The sequence below is a fragment of the Allofournierella sp. genome (genome assembly GCF_017889395.1).
Classification (GTDB): domain Bacteria; phylum Bacillota; class Clostridia; order Oscillospirales; family Ruminococcaceae; genus Allofournierella.
The window spans coordinates 22,731-39,307 of the sequence record NZ_JAGHKE010000004.1; the positions used below are offsets into that span (position 1 = coordinate 22,731).

Annotated in this window: 15 protein-coding genes; 3 read left to right on the forward strand and 12 right to left on the reverse strand. The window is 62.2% G+C overall.

Translation table 11 applies throughout. The features are described 5' to 3' along the window. Positions 1–3 precede the first annotated feature (3 nt). The gene (locus tag J7G73_RS01085) at positions 4–2,133 is read left to right on the forward strand and encodes a PTS transporter subunit IIABC (protein WP_291244900.1); all 2,130 of its coding nucleotides are present in this window, start codon (positions 4–6) and stop codon (positions 2,131–2,133) included. A 273-nt stretch (positions 2,134–2,406) separates the two neighbouring features. On the opposite strand, the gene J7G73_RS01090 is transcribed toward J7G73_RS01085, so the two are convergent. After that, the gene (locus J7G73_RS01090; protein ID WP_291244901.1) at positions 2,407–3,153 is read right to left on the reverse strand and encodes a M23 family metallopeptidase; all 747 of its coding nucleotides are present in this window, start codon (positions 3,151–3,153) and stop codon (positions 2,407–2,409) included. A gap of 216 nt (positions 3,154–3,369) precedes the next feature. Between J7G73_RS01090 and J7G73_RS01095 the strand changes: the two genes are divergently transcribed. After that, positions 3,370–4,299, forward strand: coding sequence for a PfkB family carbohydrate kinase (locus J7G73_RS01095; protein ID WP_158097472.1), 930 nt, complete (start codon positions 3,370–3,372; stop codon positions 4,297–4,299). After that, a complete protein-coding gene (locus tag J7G73_RS01100; RefSeq protein ID WP_087292153.1) occupies positions 4,296–5,213 on the forward strand; it encodes a pseudouridine-5'-phosphate glycosidase in 918 nt (305 codons plus the stop codon). The genes J7G73_RS01095 and J7G73_RS01100 overlap by 4 nt, the downstream gene beginning before the upstream one ends. A gap of 67 nt (positions 5,214–5,280) precedes the next feature. Here J7G73_RS01100 and J7G73_RS01105 read toward each other — a convergent pair whose 3' ends face one another. The 11 genes from J7G73_RS01105 to J7G73_RS01155 form a co-directional block, all read right to left on the reverse strand. Next, complete coding sequence (locus tag J7G73_RS01105; RefSeq protein ID WP_291244902.1) at positions 5,281–6,546, reverse strand: glycosyltransferase family 2 protein; 1,266 nt, start codon at positions 6,544–6,546, stop codon at positions 5,281–5,283. A 176-nt stretch (positions 6,547–6,722) separates the two neighbouring features. Then, on the reverse strand, positions 6,723–7,178 hold the full coding sequence (locus J7G73_RS01110; RefSeq protein WP_343212729.1) for a threonine/serine exporter family protein: 456 nt from the start codon (positions 7,176–7,178) through the stop codon (positions 6,723–6,725). Further along, positions 7,175–7,945, reverse strand: a complete 771-nt coding sequence (locus J7G73_RS01115) for a threonine/serine exporter family protein (protein ID WP_291244903.1) — start codon at positions 7,943–7,945, stop codon at positions 7,175–7,177. Before J7G73_RS01115 ends, J7G73_RS01110 begins: the two co-directional genes overlap by 4 nt. 115 nt (positions 7,946–8,060) lie before the next feature. After that, positions 8,061–8,825, reverse strand: a complete 765-nt coding sequence (locus J7G73_RS01120) for an acylneuraminate cytidylyltransferase family protein (protein ID WP_087292145.1) — start codon at positions 8,823–8,825, stop codon at positions 8,061–8,063. Positions 8,826–8,846: 21 nt separating this feature from the next. Next, positions 8,847–9,773 (reverse strand): Gfo/Idh/MocA family oxidoreductase, encoded by a 927-nt coding sequence (locus J7G73_RS01125; protein WP_291244904.1) that lies wholly within the window; start codon positions 9,771–9,773, stop codon positions 8,847–8,849. Between the two features lie 37 nt (positions 9,774–9,810). Further along, on the reverse strand, positions 9,811–10,788 hold the full coding sequence (locus J7G73_RS01130) for a Gfo/Idh/MocA family oxidoreductase (RefSeq protein ID WP_291244905.1): 978 nt from the start codon (positions 10,786–10,788) through the stop codon (positions 9,811–9,813). Positions 10,789–10,843: 55 nt separating this feature from the next. Then, a complete protein-coding gene (locus J7G73_RS01135; protein WP_291244906.1) occupies positions 10,844–11,956 on the reverse strand; it encodes a metallophosphoesterase in 1,113 nt (370 codons plus the stop codon). Continuing rightward, positions 11,940–13,130, reverse strand: coding sequence for a UDP-N-acetylglucosamine 2-epimerase (neuC, locus tag J7G73_RS01140; RefSeq protein WP_291244907.1), 1,191 nt, complete (start codon positions 13,128–13,130; stop codon positions 11,940–11,942). The genes J7G73_RS01135 and neuC overlap by 17 nt, the downstream gene beginning before the upstream one ends. A 75-nt stretch (positions 13,131–13,205) precedes the next feature. After that, entirely contained in the window at positions 13,206–14,201 is a 996-nt protein-coding gene (gene neuB, locus J7G73_RS01145) for an N-acetylneuraminate synthase (RefSeq protein ID WP_291243153.1), read from the reverse strand. A 96-nt stretch (positions 14,202–14,297) separates the two neighbouring features. Continuing rightward, on the reverse strand, positions 14,298–15,347 hold the full coding sequence (locus J7G73_RS01150; protein WP_343212728.1) for a sugar phosphate nucleotidyltransferase: 1,050 nt from the start codon (positions 15,345–15,347) through the stop codon (positions 14,298–14,300). Positions 15,348–15,378: 31 nt separating this feature from the next. Then, entirely contained in the window at positions 15,379–16,539 is a 1,161-nt protein-coding gene (locus J7G73_RS01155) for a LegC family aminotransferase (protein WP_087292127.1), read from the reverse strand. Positions 16,540–16,577: the final 38 nt, after the last annotated feature.

Here is a 16,577-nt window from a genome sequence, read left to right on the forward strand (position 1 = left end):
CTTATGAAAGACAAGATCTTCGGCGTATTGCAGCGTGTGGGCCGCTCCTTCATGCTGCCCATCGCCATTCTGCCGGTGGCCGGCCTGTTTCTGGGCATCGGTGGCTCGCTGACCAACGAGACCATGCTGGAGGCTTACAACCTGATGGGCCTGCTGGGCCCCGGCACCTTCGCCAACGCCATTCTGCAGGTGCTCAACTCCGCCGGTTCGGTGGTGTTCAACAACCTGCCCATCATCTTCGCCATGGGCGTAGCCATCGGTATGGCCAAGCAGGAAAAGGAAGTGGCGGCCCTGGCTTCCGCCATTGCCTTCTTCATCATGCACGCCACCATCGGTGCCATGATCGGCGCCTTCGGCGCGCCGGACCTGGCGGGCGCCACCGCCGAGGTTCTGGGCATGACCAGCCTGCAGATGGGCGTGTTCGGCGGCATTCTGGTAGGCCTTGGCACCGCGGCACTGCACAACCGGTTCTATAAGATCCAGCTGCCCCAGGTGCTCTCCTTCTTCAGCGGCACCCGCTTTGTGCCCATCATCTCTTCTGCTGTTTACCTGCTGGTGGGCATCGCCATGTACTACATCTGGCCCACCATCCAGATCGGCATCAACGCCCTGGGCGGCTTCGTGCTGGCCTCCGGCTATGCGGGCACCTGGCTGTATGGCTTCATCGAGCGTGCGCTGATCCCCTTCGGCCTGCATCACGTGTTCTACATCCCCTTCTGGCAGACCGCCGTGGGCGGTACCGCTGTTGTGGGCGGTCAGCTGGTGGAAGGTGCACAGAACATCTTCTTCGCTGAGCTGGCCACCCCCGGCATCACCCACTTCTCGGTATCCGCCACCCGCTTTATGACCGGCAAGTTCCCCCTGATGATCTTCGGCCTGCCCGGTGCAGCCTTCGCCATGTACCGCTGCGCAAAGCCTGAGAACCGCAAGGCGGTGGGCGGTCTGCTGCTCAGCGCGGCCCTCACCTCCATGCTCACCGGTATCACCGAGCCCCTGGAGTTCACCTTCCTGTTCGTGGCTCCCGCCATGTACATGGTACACTGCGTACTGGCCGGCGCCTCCTACATGATCATGCACATTCTGAACGTGGGCGTGGGCCTGACCTTCTCCGGCGGCCTGATCGACCTGACCCTCTTCGGCATCATGCAGGGCAACGAAAAAACCAGCTGGCTGTGGATTCCCGTGGTGGGCGTGGCCTACTTCCTGATCTACTACTTCGTGTTCAGCTTCATGATCCGCAAGTTCAACTACATGACCCCCGGCCGCGACGACAGCTCCGAGGCCAAGCTCTACACCCGCAAGGACCTGGAGGCCCGCAAACAAGCCGGTGAAGTGACCGAGGCTGAAGCAGCAAATGAGCTGTCCGCACAGATCACCCAGGGCCTGGGCGGCAAGGACAACATCTCCGATGTGGACTGCTGCATCACCCGCCTGCGCTGCACCGTGAAAGACCCCGCCAAGGTGGACCAGCAGCTGCTGAAGGCCAGCGGCGCTTCCGGTGTGATCTGCAAAGGTCAGGGCGTCCAGGTAGTTTACGGTCCCCGGGTATCCGTCATTAAGTCCGACCTGGAGGCTTACCTGAAATCCTCCGCTTCCGATCATCCCGCTCCGGCGGCCAAGCCCGTCCAGGAGCCCAAGAAGGCGGAAGAAAAACCCGCCGACGCTCCCAAGGCAGGCGGCGAGCGGCTGACCGTGGTCAGCCCTCTGGCCGGTAAAATCATCCCGGTGGAAGAGGTTGCCGACGGCGTATTCAGCGAAAAGATGGTTGGCGACGGCTTTGCCGTGGAGCCCGAGGCCGATGAGGTTCTGGCCCCGGCGGACGGCGAGATCACCCTGGTGTTCGACACCAAGCACGCCTTCACCATGCGCACCGCCCAGGGCGTGGACCTGCTGGTCCACATGGGCATCGACACCATCCGCCTGAACGGCGAGCCCTTCACCCTGAACATCCAGCAGGGCGACACCGTGAAAGCCGGTCAGCCCATCGGCACCATGGACCGTGCGGCCATTCTGGCCGCGGGCTACCGCACCGTGACCCCCGTTGTGGTGGGCAATCTGGCCGATCTGGGCGGCTTCGAGCTGACCCGCACCGGCCAGGTAAAGGCCGGCGACGCGGTGATGGAAGTCTTCTGATTTTTGCTATCCTCTCAACTCCTGGGGCGATACCGCGCAATTCCAGGTGGTGGAGCGCGCCAGAAAATTTTTTGTGAGATGAACCCAAAAGCGCAGGCAAGCCTTGGTGGCTTGGCGAGCATTTTGGGAAAATATCACGGAAAATTTTGGCGCGATACGCCGCCTGAGCCCATCGGGCGTGAATTGTGCGGTGTTGCCCGCAATACACAGATGCACAACGCCCCGACCTGGTTTCAGGCCGGGGCGTTGTGTTCGTTATGGTGATTTTGAAGCTCAGCCCTCACTCAGATACTGGCGGGGGTCCTCGTAGTTGCCGCCCCGCAGCGTTTCCAGATGCAGGTGAGTTTCCAAGCCGCTCTCGGCAGGGGCCTGCCCCAGCGTGGCGATGGCCTGACCGGCCAGCACCTCGTCGCCCGCCTTTACCAGTACGCTGCCGCTGGCAAGGCCGCAGTAGCGCCAGGTGACGGCACCGTCGTCGATCTCCACGATCTGGCCCCACATGCCGTCCTCATACACGGCGGTGACCCGCCCGGACACCGCGCTCTTCACCGGGCTTTGGTCCTCACAGAAGATATCCAGCCCGTTGTGGGTGCGCCAGTCCTTCAGAGTCTCGTTGTACACCAGCTCGTCGCCGCTATATTCCTGCCCGGTCTGCCCATCCACCGGCCACACGAAGGAGGGCGCCGGCGCAGCGGCAGGCTCTTCGGGTGCGGCAGTAGGCGCGGGCTGCTCCTGCGAGCCAGAGGAGGAAGCCGGCGAGGGCGATGGCTTGGCCGAGGCGCTGGGCCTGGGCGTAGCGGTGGGGGTCGGGGTGGCCTTGATGGGCACATCCTCCACATCCTGTTCCACCGGTGCCTCGGGCAGATCCCATATCGCCTCACCTCCCTGATCCGTCTGCGGTTTGTTCTGTTCCACGATGTTCTTCACGGCAAAAAAGCTGCACGCCGCCGCGATCACGATGCACAGCGAAAGCGCCCAATACAGCCCCCTGCCCCGAAACAACGAAGCGATCCATTTCATTCCCTTTGCTCCTTATCTTTTGCAGTTTTGCGGCGGCGCGGCCGGTTGCCCCGCCGATGCTTTGCTGCCGCTTTGCCTTTAGTTTTGCGCCAAAGCGGCCGGTTTATACATGTGCCGGATGTCACTTGAAATCCCCTTTTTTGAATAGTACAATAAGGGTGAAAAAAGTCAGCGGCCGCAAGCGGGCGGCCAATTCAAGCGAACGGAGGGCTGTTTTTGACCAAACCTTACATCGCCGGTATCGGCGGCGCAAATGTGGACATCCACGGCCAGAGCTTCGCGCCCCTGATCATGCGGGATTCCAACCCCGGACGACTGCATCTGTCCATGGGCGGCGTGATGCGCAATATTCTGGACAACCTCACCCGCCTAGGCGAAACCTGCCAGATCGTGACCGCAGTGGGCGACGACGCCTACGGCCAGATGCTGCGCACCGGCTGCCAGGCTCTGGGCATGGGCACCGAGGGCATGCTCACCCGGCCGGGGCATTCCTCCTCCACCTACATCTCCATCATGGACTCCGCCGGCGACATGCTGGTGGCCATGAGCGACATGCGCATCCTCACCGAGATGGACGAGGACTTTGTGGCCGGGCAGCTGGAGCTGCTGAACGGGGCCGAGCTGGTGGTCTGCGACGGCAACCTTTCCGCCAGCGCGCTGAACTACCTTACCGCCCACTGCACCGCGCCTCTGTGCGTGGACCCGGTGAGCACCACTTGGGCCCGCAAGCTGGTTCCCATTCTGGGCCGGTTCGACACCATCAAGCCCAACCGGCTGGAGATGGAGATCCTGGCGGACATGCCCATCGCCACCGAAGAGGACCTGGAAGAGGCCTGCACCCGTGTGCTGGCCACCGGTGTGCGCCGGGTCTTCGTGAGCCTTGGGGCAGACGGCATCTATTACAAGGGCCCGGGCGGCAGCATCCATCGCCGCAGCCGCCGCTTCGACCAGATGGCCAACGCCACCGGCGCGGGCGACGCCACCATGGCAGGCATTCTGCACGCCACCCGCAAGGGTCTCAGCGAAAGCGAGATCCTGGATTGGGCGCTGGGCGCAGGCCTTGTGGCCATCAGCGGCAAGGACACTATCAATCCCGACATGAGCGAACAAGCCATTCAACAAATGATAAAGGAGTATGTGAAATGAACCTGAAGCAGTATCTGGACATCACCCCCGAAGTAAAGACCGCTCTGGAAGAGGGCAAGCCCGTTGTTGCCCTGGAGAGCACCATCCTGTCCCACGGCATGCCCTACCCCCAGAACCTGGAGTTCGCCGCTGAGGTGGAGAAGATCATCCGCGCCGAGGGCGCTGTGCCCGCCACCATGGCCATCATCGACGGCCGCATGAAGGTGGGCCTGTCCGCCGGCGAGCTGGAGCTGATGTGCAAGGGCGAGGGCGTTGTGAAGGTAAGCCGCCGCGACCTGCCCATGATCCTGGCCGAGGGCGGCACCGGCGCCACCACCGTGGCCTCCACCATGATCCTGGCCAACCTGGCCGGCATCAAGATCTTTGCCACCGGCGGCATCGGCGGCGTACATCGCGGCGCCGAGACCACCATGGACATCAGCGCTGACCTGCAGGAGCTGGCCCACACCTCCGTGGCCGTTGTCTGCGCGGGCGCCAAGATGATCCTGGACATCGGCCTGACTCTGGAGTACCTGGAGACCATGGGCGTTCCCGTTCTGGGCTACCAGACCAGCGACTTCCCCGCCTTCTACTGCCGTAAGAGCGGCTTCGGCGTGGACTACGCCGCCAAGGACGCTGCCGATGTGGCCAAGATTGCCAAGACCAAGTGGGACCTGGGCCTCAACGGCGGTATGCTGATCGGCAACCCGGTGCCCGAGGAGTTCGCCATGGACTTCGACGAGATGAGCGCCATCATCGACAAGGCTCTGGCCAGCGCCAACGCCGACGGCGTACGCGGCAAGAACATCACCCCCTACCTGCTGGCCCATATCGTGGAATACACCCAGGGCCGCAGCCTGGCCACCAACATTCAGCTGGCCTACAACAACGCCCGCGTGGCTGCCCGCATTGCCCGGGAGTACGCTGCTCTGTAAGCGTTTTGCATCAAAGTATTTTGCCCCCTGCCATATCGGCAGGGGGCTTTTTGTTGCCTTTTTGCCTTTATTTCCAGCTCTGCCGTCTGCCCGCCAGATGACTCAGGTAGCCGTGCAGGGAGGCTGTACTCTGCACCAGCTGGAAGAAAAACAGGAACAGAATAAATCCTCCCACCGTGTTCTTAAACGGAATGTTCAGCCGCCGCTGGTAGCGGTAGACGGTCCAGAAGCACAGCGCCCCCACCAGCGCAGTGAACACCGTGAGCAGACCTACCAGATAGCAATAGCCAAACAGGGCCAGAATCACCCCGGGTACAAAGCCGAACAGGTAGGCCAGGTCCAGATAAATGATGCTCAGGTTCACGCTGGTGAAGTAACGGGTGCAGCCCCGCTGCTGCCAGGGCGGCACCTCCCGCAGCCCCTCCAGCATGCCCATGGCCCAGCGCCGCCGCTGCCGGTACAGCCCGCCCAGGGTCTCCGGTACCCTGGTGTAGCCCACCGCGGCGGGCTCATAGCCGGAGGCATAGCCCAGCGCCAGCAGCCGGTAGGTGAGCACGATGTCCTCGCCCATCACCTGCTGCCAGCCGCCCGCCTTACGCACGGCGCAGGTATTGTAGGCACTGAAGGCTCCCTGAGCCACCAGGGTGGAGCCGTAGCTGCCCTGGAACCGCTTCACCGCCGCGATGCTGAGCAGATAATCGTAGTTCTGCATCCGTGCCGTCAGGCTACGAGTGGGGTTCTGCACAAACAGATTGCCCGCCACGCAGCTCCGCCGGGTACTCACAATATGATTCATAATTCGCTGCACCGCGTTACCCTCCAGCCAGGTGTCCGCGTCCACCGTGAGAAAATGGCGGGTGCCCACCTTACTGAGGCCCAGGTTCAAAGCGTTGGCCTTGCCCGGCTGCCCGCAGTACAGATACCGCACCGGCCGGTTTTCCGGTGCCAGCCGGGCCATGGCCTGAATCTGGCGCTTGGTGCCGTCGGTGGAGGCATTGTCCACCGCCAGAATGCAGATGCGCCCGGCATACCTCTGGCTGAACAGCGCCTGAATGGTCCCGGAGATGCTCGCCTCCTCGTTGTGTGCGCACAGGATGACGGTGGTGTCCTCACAGGTCTGCGGATACTGCCGCACCTTCCGGTGCAGCAGGTTGGAAAAGAATATGGCGCTCATTAAGTAACCCGGCAAAAAGGCAATGCCGATGACCACCGCCCACACATAGACCGGCGGCAGCACCTGCGCCGTTTCCTCGATCCAGGGGAGCGACAGCCAGACCGAAAATGCCAGCCACAGCATGCCGAACCCCACGGACAGGATAAATTTTTTGTTCACCCGAATCCCCCCTTTTTTCGACAGCCTATGTCAAAGGAGGGCGAATGGTGTCAGGCCTTTATGGGCGGGGCAATCGGTTTTCCTGCATTTTTACACAAAAAAATTCCCCCGCGGCCTGCCTGCCGCGAGGGGATTCTGATGGAAAAAGAATTTTCTGGGATATTATGGATCTGCACTCAGCTTCGGTCCCGACGCAGATTGCTGGGCTTCAGCGGAATGGACATGACCACCGCGATGCCCATGGCCAGCGCCACCGCGATTTTCAGCGTCTCGGCACCCTTGGCCGCGCATTGGACGGTGTCGCCGGTGATAAAGGCATAGGCAGTGTAGTAAATGCCCGCACCGGGCACCAGCGGGAAGATGCCGGGGATCAAAAACAGGGTCACCGGGGCCCGGCGCACAATGGCAAAGGCGCGGGTGGCGATGGTCAGCGGGATCACCGCCACCAGACTTGCCAGCACCGAGCTGGGCTGCACCAGCATCATGGCCCAGTAGACCAGCCAGCCGATGGCGCCCACGATGCCGCAGGCGGCAAAATGCCGGGGCGGCACATGGAACAAAAGGCCGAAGCAGACGGTGCCCAGAAAGGCCAGCGCCAGCTGGCGCAGAAACTCGATCATCAGCAGCATCATACGTTCACCCCCGGAATCATGGTGGCCAGGCCCAGAATCAGGCCCACGCCGCAGGCAATGCAGGCGGCGGTGAGCAGGGCATCCAGCATGCGGATGGTGCCGGACAGAAAGTCCGCCATAATCAGATCGCGGATGCCCAGGGTCAGCGCCATGCCAGGCACCAGCGGCATCAGGGCGCCGATGATGGCCTTATCCATGTTCTGACCGAAGCCGGTGAGGAACAGCAGCATGGTGACCAGCGCCACAAAGGCCGCCCCCAGAAATTTGGTGATCAGCTTGTTCAGGCCCCAGCGGCCCATCCACAGCAAAAACACCTGCAGGCCAAGGCCCACCGCCAGAGCGATCAGGCCGTCCTGCCAGATACCGCCGAACATGAGCGCAAAGCAGGCGCTGCCCGCGCCGCAGGCCAGAATCTGGTCCCGGCTGGGGGCGTAGGGCGTGGTTTTGATCCGTTCCAGCTCTTTGTAGGCCTCATCCAGAGTCACATGCCCCTGGGCGATCTTGCGGGAAAGGGCATTCACCGCCTCCACCCGGCCCAGGTGCACCTCACTGGCGGGCACACTGCGGATCTGGGCCGGCTGGCCGTAGTCCGAACCCATGCTGGCGAACAGGCCGTTGGTAAGTACGTAACCGTGGAAGCTGTCCACCCCAAGGCTTTTGGCCATGATCTCCATGGTCTGCTGGGTGCGGCTCACCTCGGCCCCGTTTTTCAGCAGCACCTCGCCTGCCGCCATCACAAATTCCAGCACACGCTGCTGGTCGTTCATATCGCTTCTCCCCTATTCTTCTGCGTTTTGCGCCGCTCGGCTTTTTGCAGCGCTTTCCCGGTTTCCCTCATAGACAGATTTCAGCGCGAGAGCTTACCCGCCCCCGCGCCGCGTTTTATTCCCGGATGTTGTCCCGTACCTGGGCAAACTCCGGCAGAGTCTTGAACAGATGCCCGGCGATGACCTCCATCAGCAGGAAGTCCTCCTCGCTGTCGATGTCCAGCACGCCGGTATCCAGCATCTTGCTCACGCCGATCTTGCCGTCCCACAGAATGCCGGTGGTGTTGTTCGCCAGAAAATCTCGGCGGAATACATAGATGCTGGCGTTCACATCGTAGAACACCGGGGCCTGCTGGCGGGCGGTGTAGGTGGCGTTGTCGATGCCCTTTTCCACGTGGTCGCCGCAGTCCCGCACCATGTTGAAGCAGGGGTTCCGGCGGGACTCGGTGACGCTGAACACCAGGTCCAGATCCGGGCGGGAGGCCTTCATCTCAAAGGCGTTCTGCACGTCCTTGGCGGTGCGCAGCGGGCTGGTGATGTCCAGATCCATCACATAGTCGTAGGTGCAGCCGTTTTTCTCCTCCATGCGTGCCAGGCTGTCCTGAAAGACGGCCATCTTGGGCACGGTGTCGCCGCCCAGGGCCTCGCCGCGGGGCAGGAACACCACCTCGGGATATTTGGCGGCCACCAGATCCGCCAGGGCCTGACTGTCGGTGTTCAGGCAGATGTCCACCTGCACATCCGGCCGGGCGGCCTTGAACAGAGAAGCTGCGCTCAGGGTGTAATACACCAGCGGCTTTTCACAGAACACCTTCAGGTTCTTGTTTTTGAATCCCTTGCTGCCTGCGCGGCCGCAGATGGTGATGAGCAGTTTTTCCACGTTTCGTTCCTTCTTTCCCTTTTATTCCTCGCCCAGGGTCAGCTTGAGCACATCCAGCGCCATGGCCGGGCTGTTGATGCTCTCGCCCTGGCCGTTGATGGCGTAGTCCAAAAAGTACTCCATCTCCCGCATGTAGCGGTCGTTCACCGGCTCCTCAAAATGCTGCACCACACCGTTGGCCAGGGTCAGGGTGCCCGCGCCGAAGTCGGCGGTCACGGTGCCGTCGGCGCAGAACAGCTCGATGGTGCGCCGGTAGGTGCGGCCGAAGTAGTCCAGATGAATCTCCGCCAGCATATTCGGATAGCGGGCGATGTAGACAGACAGATCGTCCGAGTCGATCTCCAGATCGGAATAGGTGCCCTTGAAGTTGTAGCTTTCCAGAGGCTTGCCGAACAACTCCACCATGTAGTCCCACTCATGGATCAGGTCTATGGTCACGCCTCCGCCCATGTCCTTGTGGGCGGAGTAGACCTTGCGATAGTCCACACCGGGCCGCCAGTCCGGCAGGTAGGACGAGCAGATGACCCGGGCGGAGTAGGGCCGCAGGGTGGGCATCAGCTTTTTCAGCGCCAGGAAGGTGCCGCACCAGCGCATGGGCGCGGCCACATAGGCCTTCTGGGTCTCAAGACCCAGCTCGGCCAGATCGTAATCGGTGTGATCGAAGATGGGCTTTTCGATGAACAGGTTCTCCGCCTTGCCCGCCAGATCCGCCAGGGTGGAGGCGTGCAGGCTGGTGGGGTTGGTGATGAAGGCCACATCGTAATGGCCCAGCTGCTCGAAGTCGATGTACTGGTGCTTGATCACCGCCGCCAGCTCGGGGGGCAGAGGCTTCAGGCTGGAGCGCAGCGCGTCCACCTCCAGGGAAACGCCCCGCCGGGAGGCAATGTGGATCAGGTTGTTCAGATGCCGCTTGCCGATGGAACCCAGGCCCACAAACAATACTTTCATGGTGCTTCCTCCTTTTGTTTTGTTGGCAAAAACAGCTTTATGCCTCCTCGATGGCCTCGATCAGCCGGATGGTCTCCAGATCCTTTTCGAAGCTGTAGCGGGGCTGCTCGGCGCCCTTGAGCACCGCGAAGAAGTTGGCCAGCTCGTCCACGTAGGCGTTTTCCACGATGTTGTCGCTGTAGCGGGAATCGTGCTCAAAGCTCTCGTAGGTGTTCACCGGCAGCTTTTCACCCTTGTCGTGGTCAAAGGTGTAAAGGCTCCTGGGGTTGCCCTCCCAGAACAGGTGCAGCCCTTCGCCGAAGCACTCAAAGTTGCGCACCGCCTTGGGGCTCACCACGTCCACCGCCAGCATGCCCTTCACGCCGTTTTCGTGGCGCAGGGTCACAAAGTAGCTGTCCGGGTAGTCCACCTCCAGCTGGCTGATTTTGTCCTTTTCCACATGCAGGCTCTTCACCGGGCCGAAGGTGTCCAGCAGCCAGGGCAGGTCGATGCCGAAGATCTCCCGCACGCCGCCGGTGCGCTTGTCGCCCACAAAGAAGTTCTTGTAGTTCTCCCAGGGGTGCCAGTCCGGCAGGTACTGGCCGATGTGATAGATGTAGTTCACCGGCTTGTCAAAGGCTTCCACCTGCTGCTTGATGTACCGGGTCTCGCCCCGGTAGAGCATGGTGGAGGAAAGGAACAGGGGCAGGCTCTTTTCCTTGGCCTTTTTCATGTTCTCTTCGTAGCCGTCGCTCACCAGGTTCAGCTCGGTGAATACCGGCAGGCCCGCGTCCAGCAGCTCGCTGATAATGGCCGCATGGGTGATGGGGGCGGTGCAGACCAGAGCCGCGTCGAATTTTTCTGCTGCCACCGCTTCGCCGATGCTGGCATAGGCGGTGATGCCCAGGCCCTCGGCCTCGGTGCGGCGGGATTCAGTGGTGTCCACTCCGCTGATTTCAATGGACGCGTCCATTCCCTTGGCCAGGCGGGCACGGCGCTTGCCCATGCTGCCCAGACCCACGATCAAAAGTTTCATTTGTTCACACCTCGCGTTTTTGTTCCGGCCCGCCCGTTCGGGCATGGGCCGGGATTCATTCCTGTTTCAGCCATTCCGCCGGGACCCAGCCGGGCCGGTCGCCGGTCTTGATGAGCGCCCAGTCCCCTGCCCGGGCGGCAAGGCCCACCTGCTGGCCCGCTTGCAGCGGCGGGCGGTAGTCGGTGTAATCGTCCGCCAGCCTCCAGCCGTTCCCGGTCTGCTCCACCAGCTGAGCCGGGGCCCAGAATTCCCGGCCGGTCTTTTCGTGGCGGCAGCGGCACAGCCCGCCCTGCCATTGCAGGGGCTGCACTTCATAGCTGGGCCAGTTGATGTTCACGGTGGCGGGATTTTCCGCCTGGGGGTGCAGCACCCGGGCGGCGGGCAGCTCGTCCACCCATTCGCAGCCCAGATACTCCCCGTCCTGCAAAACCGCGCCGTTCAGCTGGCCGCCGGTTTTGACCCGGTTGCCCCCGTCGATACAGAGGATGTTCCGCGCCTTGTCATAATAAGGAGAAAGGCGGCACTCGGTCAGGTCGTAATTGCAGGCCGGGTAATGGCCCACGATCAGCAGACGGTCGAAACGCCCGGCGGTTTGCAGAAAGCCCCGCCGGGTGATCACATCCACCGGGTCCTGCTCCTGCGGGGGCTTGGCCGCATCCATGGCCGCGTGGGCAAAATAATATTGCGCACTTGCCAGAATGCGGGGCAGCCCGGCCAGAAAGGCCGCCTGCTCCGGGTAGGCCCGGCAAAGCGCCTGGATGGTGCCGTGGGCATCCGCCAGCGCCTCGTTCCTGCCGATGCCCTGGGCCGCACACTGCTCCCAGAACAGCTGCCTTGGCTGGCGGTCCAGAAAGACCGGCAGCCAGGGGGCTTCTACCTCGTCGTTCATACCGTCGCAGTTGCCCAGCAGGATGTGCACATCCGGCAGCTCCGCCAGCTCCATGGCGAAATCCAGCATGGCCATATTCTCCTCGCCCTTGGTCAGCAGGTCCCCCGCCAGAACCAGTGCATCCGTGCCGGGGCGGTAGTCCAGCTTTTTCAAAAGGCGTTCCAGCAGAGCCTTGCAGCCGTGGATATCGCTGATGGCAAGCACCCGCTGGCCCGGCTTGAACTCCGCGTTCCGGAGCATGCCCGGGGCCATCGGGTACCGCTTACTCCACGGGTCCATCGTAGAATCCCTTGGGCGCGCCGAAGTCCGGCCGGGCCAGCTGGGCGCGCAGGATCTCCACAATGCGGCCGCTGGTATCGCCCCCGTTGTAGGGGCTTACGGTCTGCTTTGCCTTTGCAGCAAATTCCTCACTGAATGCGGTTTCGAGAGCCGTCAGAATCTCGCCCTCCTCCGCCTTGCAGCAGAGCACGTTGGGGCAGATGATCCGCCCGGCCTGCCGCTCGCCGATGTTCACCGTGGGCACCCCGAAGGTGGGGGTCTCCACCACACCGGAGGAGGAATTGCCCACCACCGCCGCCGCGCAGGCCATGGCGGAAAGATACCGCTTGACCCCGAGGCTCGTAAAGGCAATGGCCTTGTCGGGATATTTTTCCACCCAACGGTCGATCAGCTCGTTGATGGCAATACCACCCGCGTCCGCATTGGCCTTGGTGATGAGCCAGCGCACCGGGCGGGTCTTTTGCAGCTGCTCCATGGCGGCCAGAAGCTGGGCCACCTGTTCGGTGGGGCTGGCCCCGCCGGCGGTTTCCGGGTGGAAGGTGACCAGCGCGAAGGGACCGGAGAGATCAAAGCCCAGACTCTCGCTCAATTCTTCCCGGCTCATCTTGGGCATGGTGCGGATGTTCTCATCCCCCAGGCCGCCCACGTTGAACACAGTGTCCGGCGCTTCGCCCATGCGGATGACCCGCCGGGCGTATTCCGCACAGCTGGGAAAATGCAGGTGGGCCATCTTGGTGATGCAGTGGCGGTAGTAGTCGTCCGCCGCGCCCAGGGTCACGTCGCCGCCGCTGATGTGGGCGATGGGCACCCCGGTCATGGCCGCGGCCTGCGCCGCCGCGAAGATCTCGTACCGGTCGCCCAGCACCAGCACCGCGTCCGGCTTATGCTCCCAGAACCAGCGGCTGAACTGCTGGATGGTATAGGCCACCGTGTCCGCCGTGGCCAGCGGGCCGGTGCCAAATTTCAGAATGGGGATACGGGCGGCGATGGGTACCCCGTCCGCCTCGATCTCCTGCACAGTATTGCCGAATTCCGGGGCCAGATGGGCGCCGGTTACCAATACTTTTAGTATAAAATCGTCAGATTTCAACAGTTTTTGGATCACCGGACGCAGCAGACCGTACTCGGCCCGGGTCCCGGTGACGACCGCAAGGGTCTTTGGCTGGGCTGCCATGGGCAGCACCCCCTTTTGTAGTTTGCATCGCGCCGCCCCGAAATGCAGGGCAGCAAACGCGCGGCACTCCACGCATTACAGCTCGATTTTTTCGTCCTCTTCAAAATCCCGCTTGGCGGTCTTGCCCAGCACCTCGTACCAGCGCATGGGGCTGATGCCGTCGCCGGGGCGCTTGGTGGTCAGGTTCTCGGCGGTGAAGGTCTCCCCCGCCTTGATGGACCGGGCCGCCACGATGCTCTTGCGGGCGATGGGCTTGTTTTTGGCCTCGCTGGCGCTCACCGCCTTGCGTCCGGTGCCCAGGGCGGCTTCGGTGTGGCGCACCGCATCCACCATGGCCTTCAGCTCGGCGGGCTCCAGGCTGGCCTTGTGATCCGGGCCCTCCATGGTCTTGTCCAGCGTGAAGTGCTTTTCAATGACCGTTGCCCCCAGGGCCACCGCAGCCACGTCGCACTCCCAGCCGGAGGTGTGGTCGGAAAGGCCGTAGGGCAGGCCGAACTGCTCGCCCAGCTCCAGCATGGCCAGCAGGTTCGCGTCCTCGTAGGGGGTCGGGTACTCGGTGTTGCAGTGCAGCACGGTCACCTCAGGGCAGCCGTTTTCCTCCAGGATGCTCAGGGCGTCCTCGATCTCGGGCAGGGTGCTCATGCCGGTGGACAGGATCACCGGCTTTTTGGTGCGGCCCACTGCCTCCAGATAGGGCAGGTTGGTGATCTCGCCGCTGGGCACCTTGCACATGGGCAGGTCCAGACTGGCCAGGAACTCCACGCTGGGCAGGTCAAAGGGGGCGGACAGATACTGGATGCCGATGGAATCGCAGTATTCCTTCAGCTCCTTGTGGGCCTCAAAGCCGAAGTGGATGCGGCGCACCATCTCCAGCTGGCTCTCCTCGGCCCCGGTCTCCCGCTTCTGATACTCCGCCTTCTGGGCGAATTTGGAGATGACCAGCTCGGGTACGGCAGTCTGGTATTTCACCACATCCGCGCCGCATTCCTTGGCCACCAGGGCCATCTTCTTGGCCAGCTCCAGGCTGCCGTTGTGGTTCACACCGGCTTCCGCAATGATCAAAACGCTCATGGAATCGCTCCATTTCTTATACAAAACGTAATTTTATTTGTTTTTCAACAGTTTCCCACCGGTTTTCGACCGCAGGCGCGGCCGTTTTGTGGAAATTCAGCTGTTGCCCTCCAGGCGGCGGCGCATGTGGTCCAGCTCTTCGATCTGGCCCATGTCCATCCAGCTCTGCTCGCTGATGGGGTACACACCCACCTTTTCACCGATGGAGCGGTAGTGCTCGATGATGTCGGTGAAGCCCTGCTTCTTGCCGTCCTCCAGCTCCTCCACCACGCGGGGCTCCACCACATACACGCCGGTATTGGTGAGGAAGTTCATCTCCGGCTTTTCCCGCATGGTCTGGATGGTGCCGTCGTTGTTCAGCTCGATGACCCCGTAGGGCACGGTGAAGTGCTTCACCGCGCAGACCATGGTGATGATGTTGCCCTGGCTCTTGTGGTAGTTCAGAATGTCGCCGTAGTCGGCATCCAGCAGGATGTCGCAGTTGGACAGAAAGAAGGTGTGGTCCAGCTTGCCCTTCAACAGGCACAGACCGCCGCCGGTGCCCAGAGGCTGGTCCTCATCCGCGTAGGAAACCTGATAGCTCTTCTCCAGATCGTTGAAGTAGCTCTTGATCATGTTCTTTTTATAGTTGACCACCAGATGGAAATCGGTGCAGCCGAAATCGCAGAAGCGGTCGATGATGAGCTCCAGGATGGGGCGCTCGCCCACCGGGATCAGAGGCTTGGGCAGGATCTTGGTATAGGGGTACAGGCGGGTGCCCAGACCGCCGGCCATGATGACCACCGGAAGCCCGGCGCAGGTGCGGTTGTCCAGGTCCACGCCGCTGGTGAAGATGATGTCCACAATGCGGCCCTGCTTGTCCAGCAGGGGCAGGGCATCGATGCCCTGCTCTTCAATGTAGGCCCGGGCGCGGCCGCGCTGCTCCAGGGGCAGGCTTTTGGGGTGGTAGTTGGCGGCCTCGCGCAGCGGGCCCTCCAGCGCGCCGCCCCGCAGGATGTACTTGCGGATGTCGCCGTCGGTCACCGCAGCCGCCAGCTTGCCCTCCGGGGCAATGAACAGGATGCGCTGGCCGGTCTCGTCCAGCTTTTTCAGGGTATTCAGCACACTGGTATTTTCGTCGATCAGCAGCTCGTCGATGCGCAGCATGGGCGCTCGCCTCTCTTTCGTGGATGTATTGTTACAGCGCCAGCAGCGCGTCGATGACCCGCTGGCAGTCCTCGCGGGTCAGATTGGTGGAGCAGGGCAGGTTCACGATCTTGGCCCGATAGTCCTGGGCCTTCTCGTCGCTGAACACCTGGTTTTTGCCGTAGTCCGCCTGCTCGTGGATCAGCGCCCACACCGGCCGGGTCTGGATCTTCTGCTCCTTCAGCGCCTGAATGATGGCGTCACGCTGGTGGCGGGGGTCCTCCAGATACAGCGAGAAGAACCACTTGTTGGAGCGGGTGCAGTCGTCCCGGAAGGGCAGGATGCGGTAGCCGTTCTTGCCGTCCAGCGCGTCCTTGTACATCTGCCACATCTCATGCTTGTGGGCGATGAAGCCCTCCACCTGCTCGATCTGAGCCAGGCCCAGCGCCGCCTGCAGATTGGTCAGGCGGTAGTTGTAGCCCACCTCGTCGTGCAAAAACTGCAGCTCGTCGGCCTTGGCCTGGGTGGACAGGTGCTTTGCATGCTCGGCCCAATCCGGATGGTTGGAGACCACCATGCCGCCGCTGCCGGTGGTGATGAGCTTGTTGCCGTTGAAGCTGTAAACGCCCACGTCACCGATGGTACCGGCGTACTTGCCCGCGAAGGGACCGCTGGTGTAGTAGGTGCCCAGAGCCTCGGTGGCATCCTCGATCAGGATCAGGTTGTATTCCCTGGCGATGCGGGTAAACTCCACCATATCCGCCATGTTGCCGAACACGTGCACCACCAGCAGAGCCTTCACATGGCGGCCGGAGGTGTTGTTGATCAGCTTGCCGCCTTCCATATGGCACTCCTCTTTGCAGAAGCGCTCGGCGGCGGCGGGGTCCATGCACAGGCTGTCGTCACAGCCGATGAACACCGGCTCGGCATTGGCATAGCGCACCGGGTTGACCGCGGCAATGAAGGTGAGGGTGGGCACGATCACCTCGTCGCCCATGCCCACGCCGGAGATCAGCATGGCCAGGTGCAGGCCGGAGGAGCCGCAGTTGCAGGCTACGGCCCGGTCCATGTGCACATAGTCGGCGATGGCCTTTTCAAAGTCGCCCACCTTGCTGCCGCCGGTGGACACCCACTCGCTGACCACCGCGTCGTTCACATATTCTTTCTCCTTGCCGGAAAAATTGGGAACGGACAAAGGAATAAAGTTTGCCATTTTCAATAACCTCTTTTCCAAAGATTGGGCTGGCGCCG

Excerpts from the sequence above, each read along its gene's own strand:
- J7G73_RS01110 (WP_343212729.1), bottom strand. The coding sequence starts at position 7,178 with ATGATGCTGCTGATGATCGAGTTTCTGCGCCAGCTGGCGCTGGCCTTT.
- J7G73_RS01150 (WP_343212728.1), bottom strand. The coding sequence starts at position 15,347 with ATGCTGCGCATCGACGAGCTGCTGATCGACGAAAATACCAGTGTGCTG.
- J7G73_RS01135 (WP_291244906.1), bottom strand. The coding sequence starts at position 11,956 with ATGGACCCGTGGAGTAAGCGGTACCCGATGGCCCCGGGCATGCTCCGG.
- J7G73_RS01100 (WP_087292153.1), top strand. The coding sequence starts at position 4,296 with ATGAACCTGAAGCAGTATCTGGACATCACCCCCGAAGTAAAGACCGCT.
- neuB (WP_291243153.1), bottom strand. The coding sequence starts at position 14,201 with ATGAGCGTTTTGATCATTGCGGAAGCCGGTGTGAACCACAACGGCAGC.
- J7G73_RS01155 (WP_087292127.1), bottom strand. The coding sequence starts at position 16,539 with ATGGCAAACTTTATTCCTTTGTCCGTTCCCAATTTTTCCGGCAAGGAG.
- J7G73_RS01115 (WP_291244903.1), bottom strand. The coding sequence starts at position 7,945 with ATGAACGACCAGCAGCGTGTGCTGGAATTTGTGATGGCGGCAGGCGAG.
- J7G73_RS01090 (WP_291244901.1), bottom strand. The coding sequence starts at position 3,153 with ATGAAATGGATCGCTTCGTTGTTTCGGGGCAGGGGGCTGTATTGGGCG.
- J7G73_RS01125 (WP_291244904.1), bottom strand. The coding sequence starts at position 9,773 with ATGAAAGTATTGTTTGTGGGCCTGGGTTCCATCGGCAAGCGGCATCTG.
- J7G73_RS01085 (WP_291244900.1), top strand. The coding sequence starts at position 4 with ATGAAAGACAAGATCTTCGGCGTATTGCAGCGTGTGGGCCGCTCCTTC.
- J7G73_RS01130 (WP_291244905.1), bottom strand. The coding sequence starts at position 10,788 with ATGAAACTTTTGATCGTGGGTCTGGGCAGCATGGGCAAGCGCCGTGCC.
- neuC (WP_291244907.1), bottom strand. The coding sequence starts at position 13,130 with ATGGCAGCCCAGCCAAAGACCCTTGCGGTCGTCACCGGGACCCGGGCC.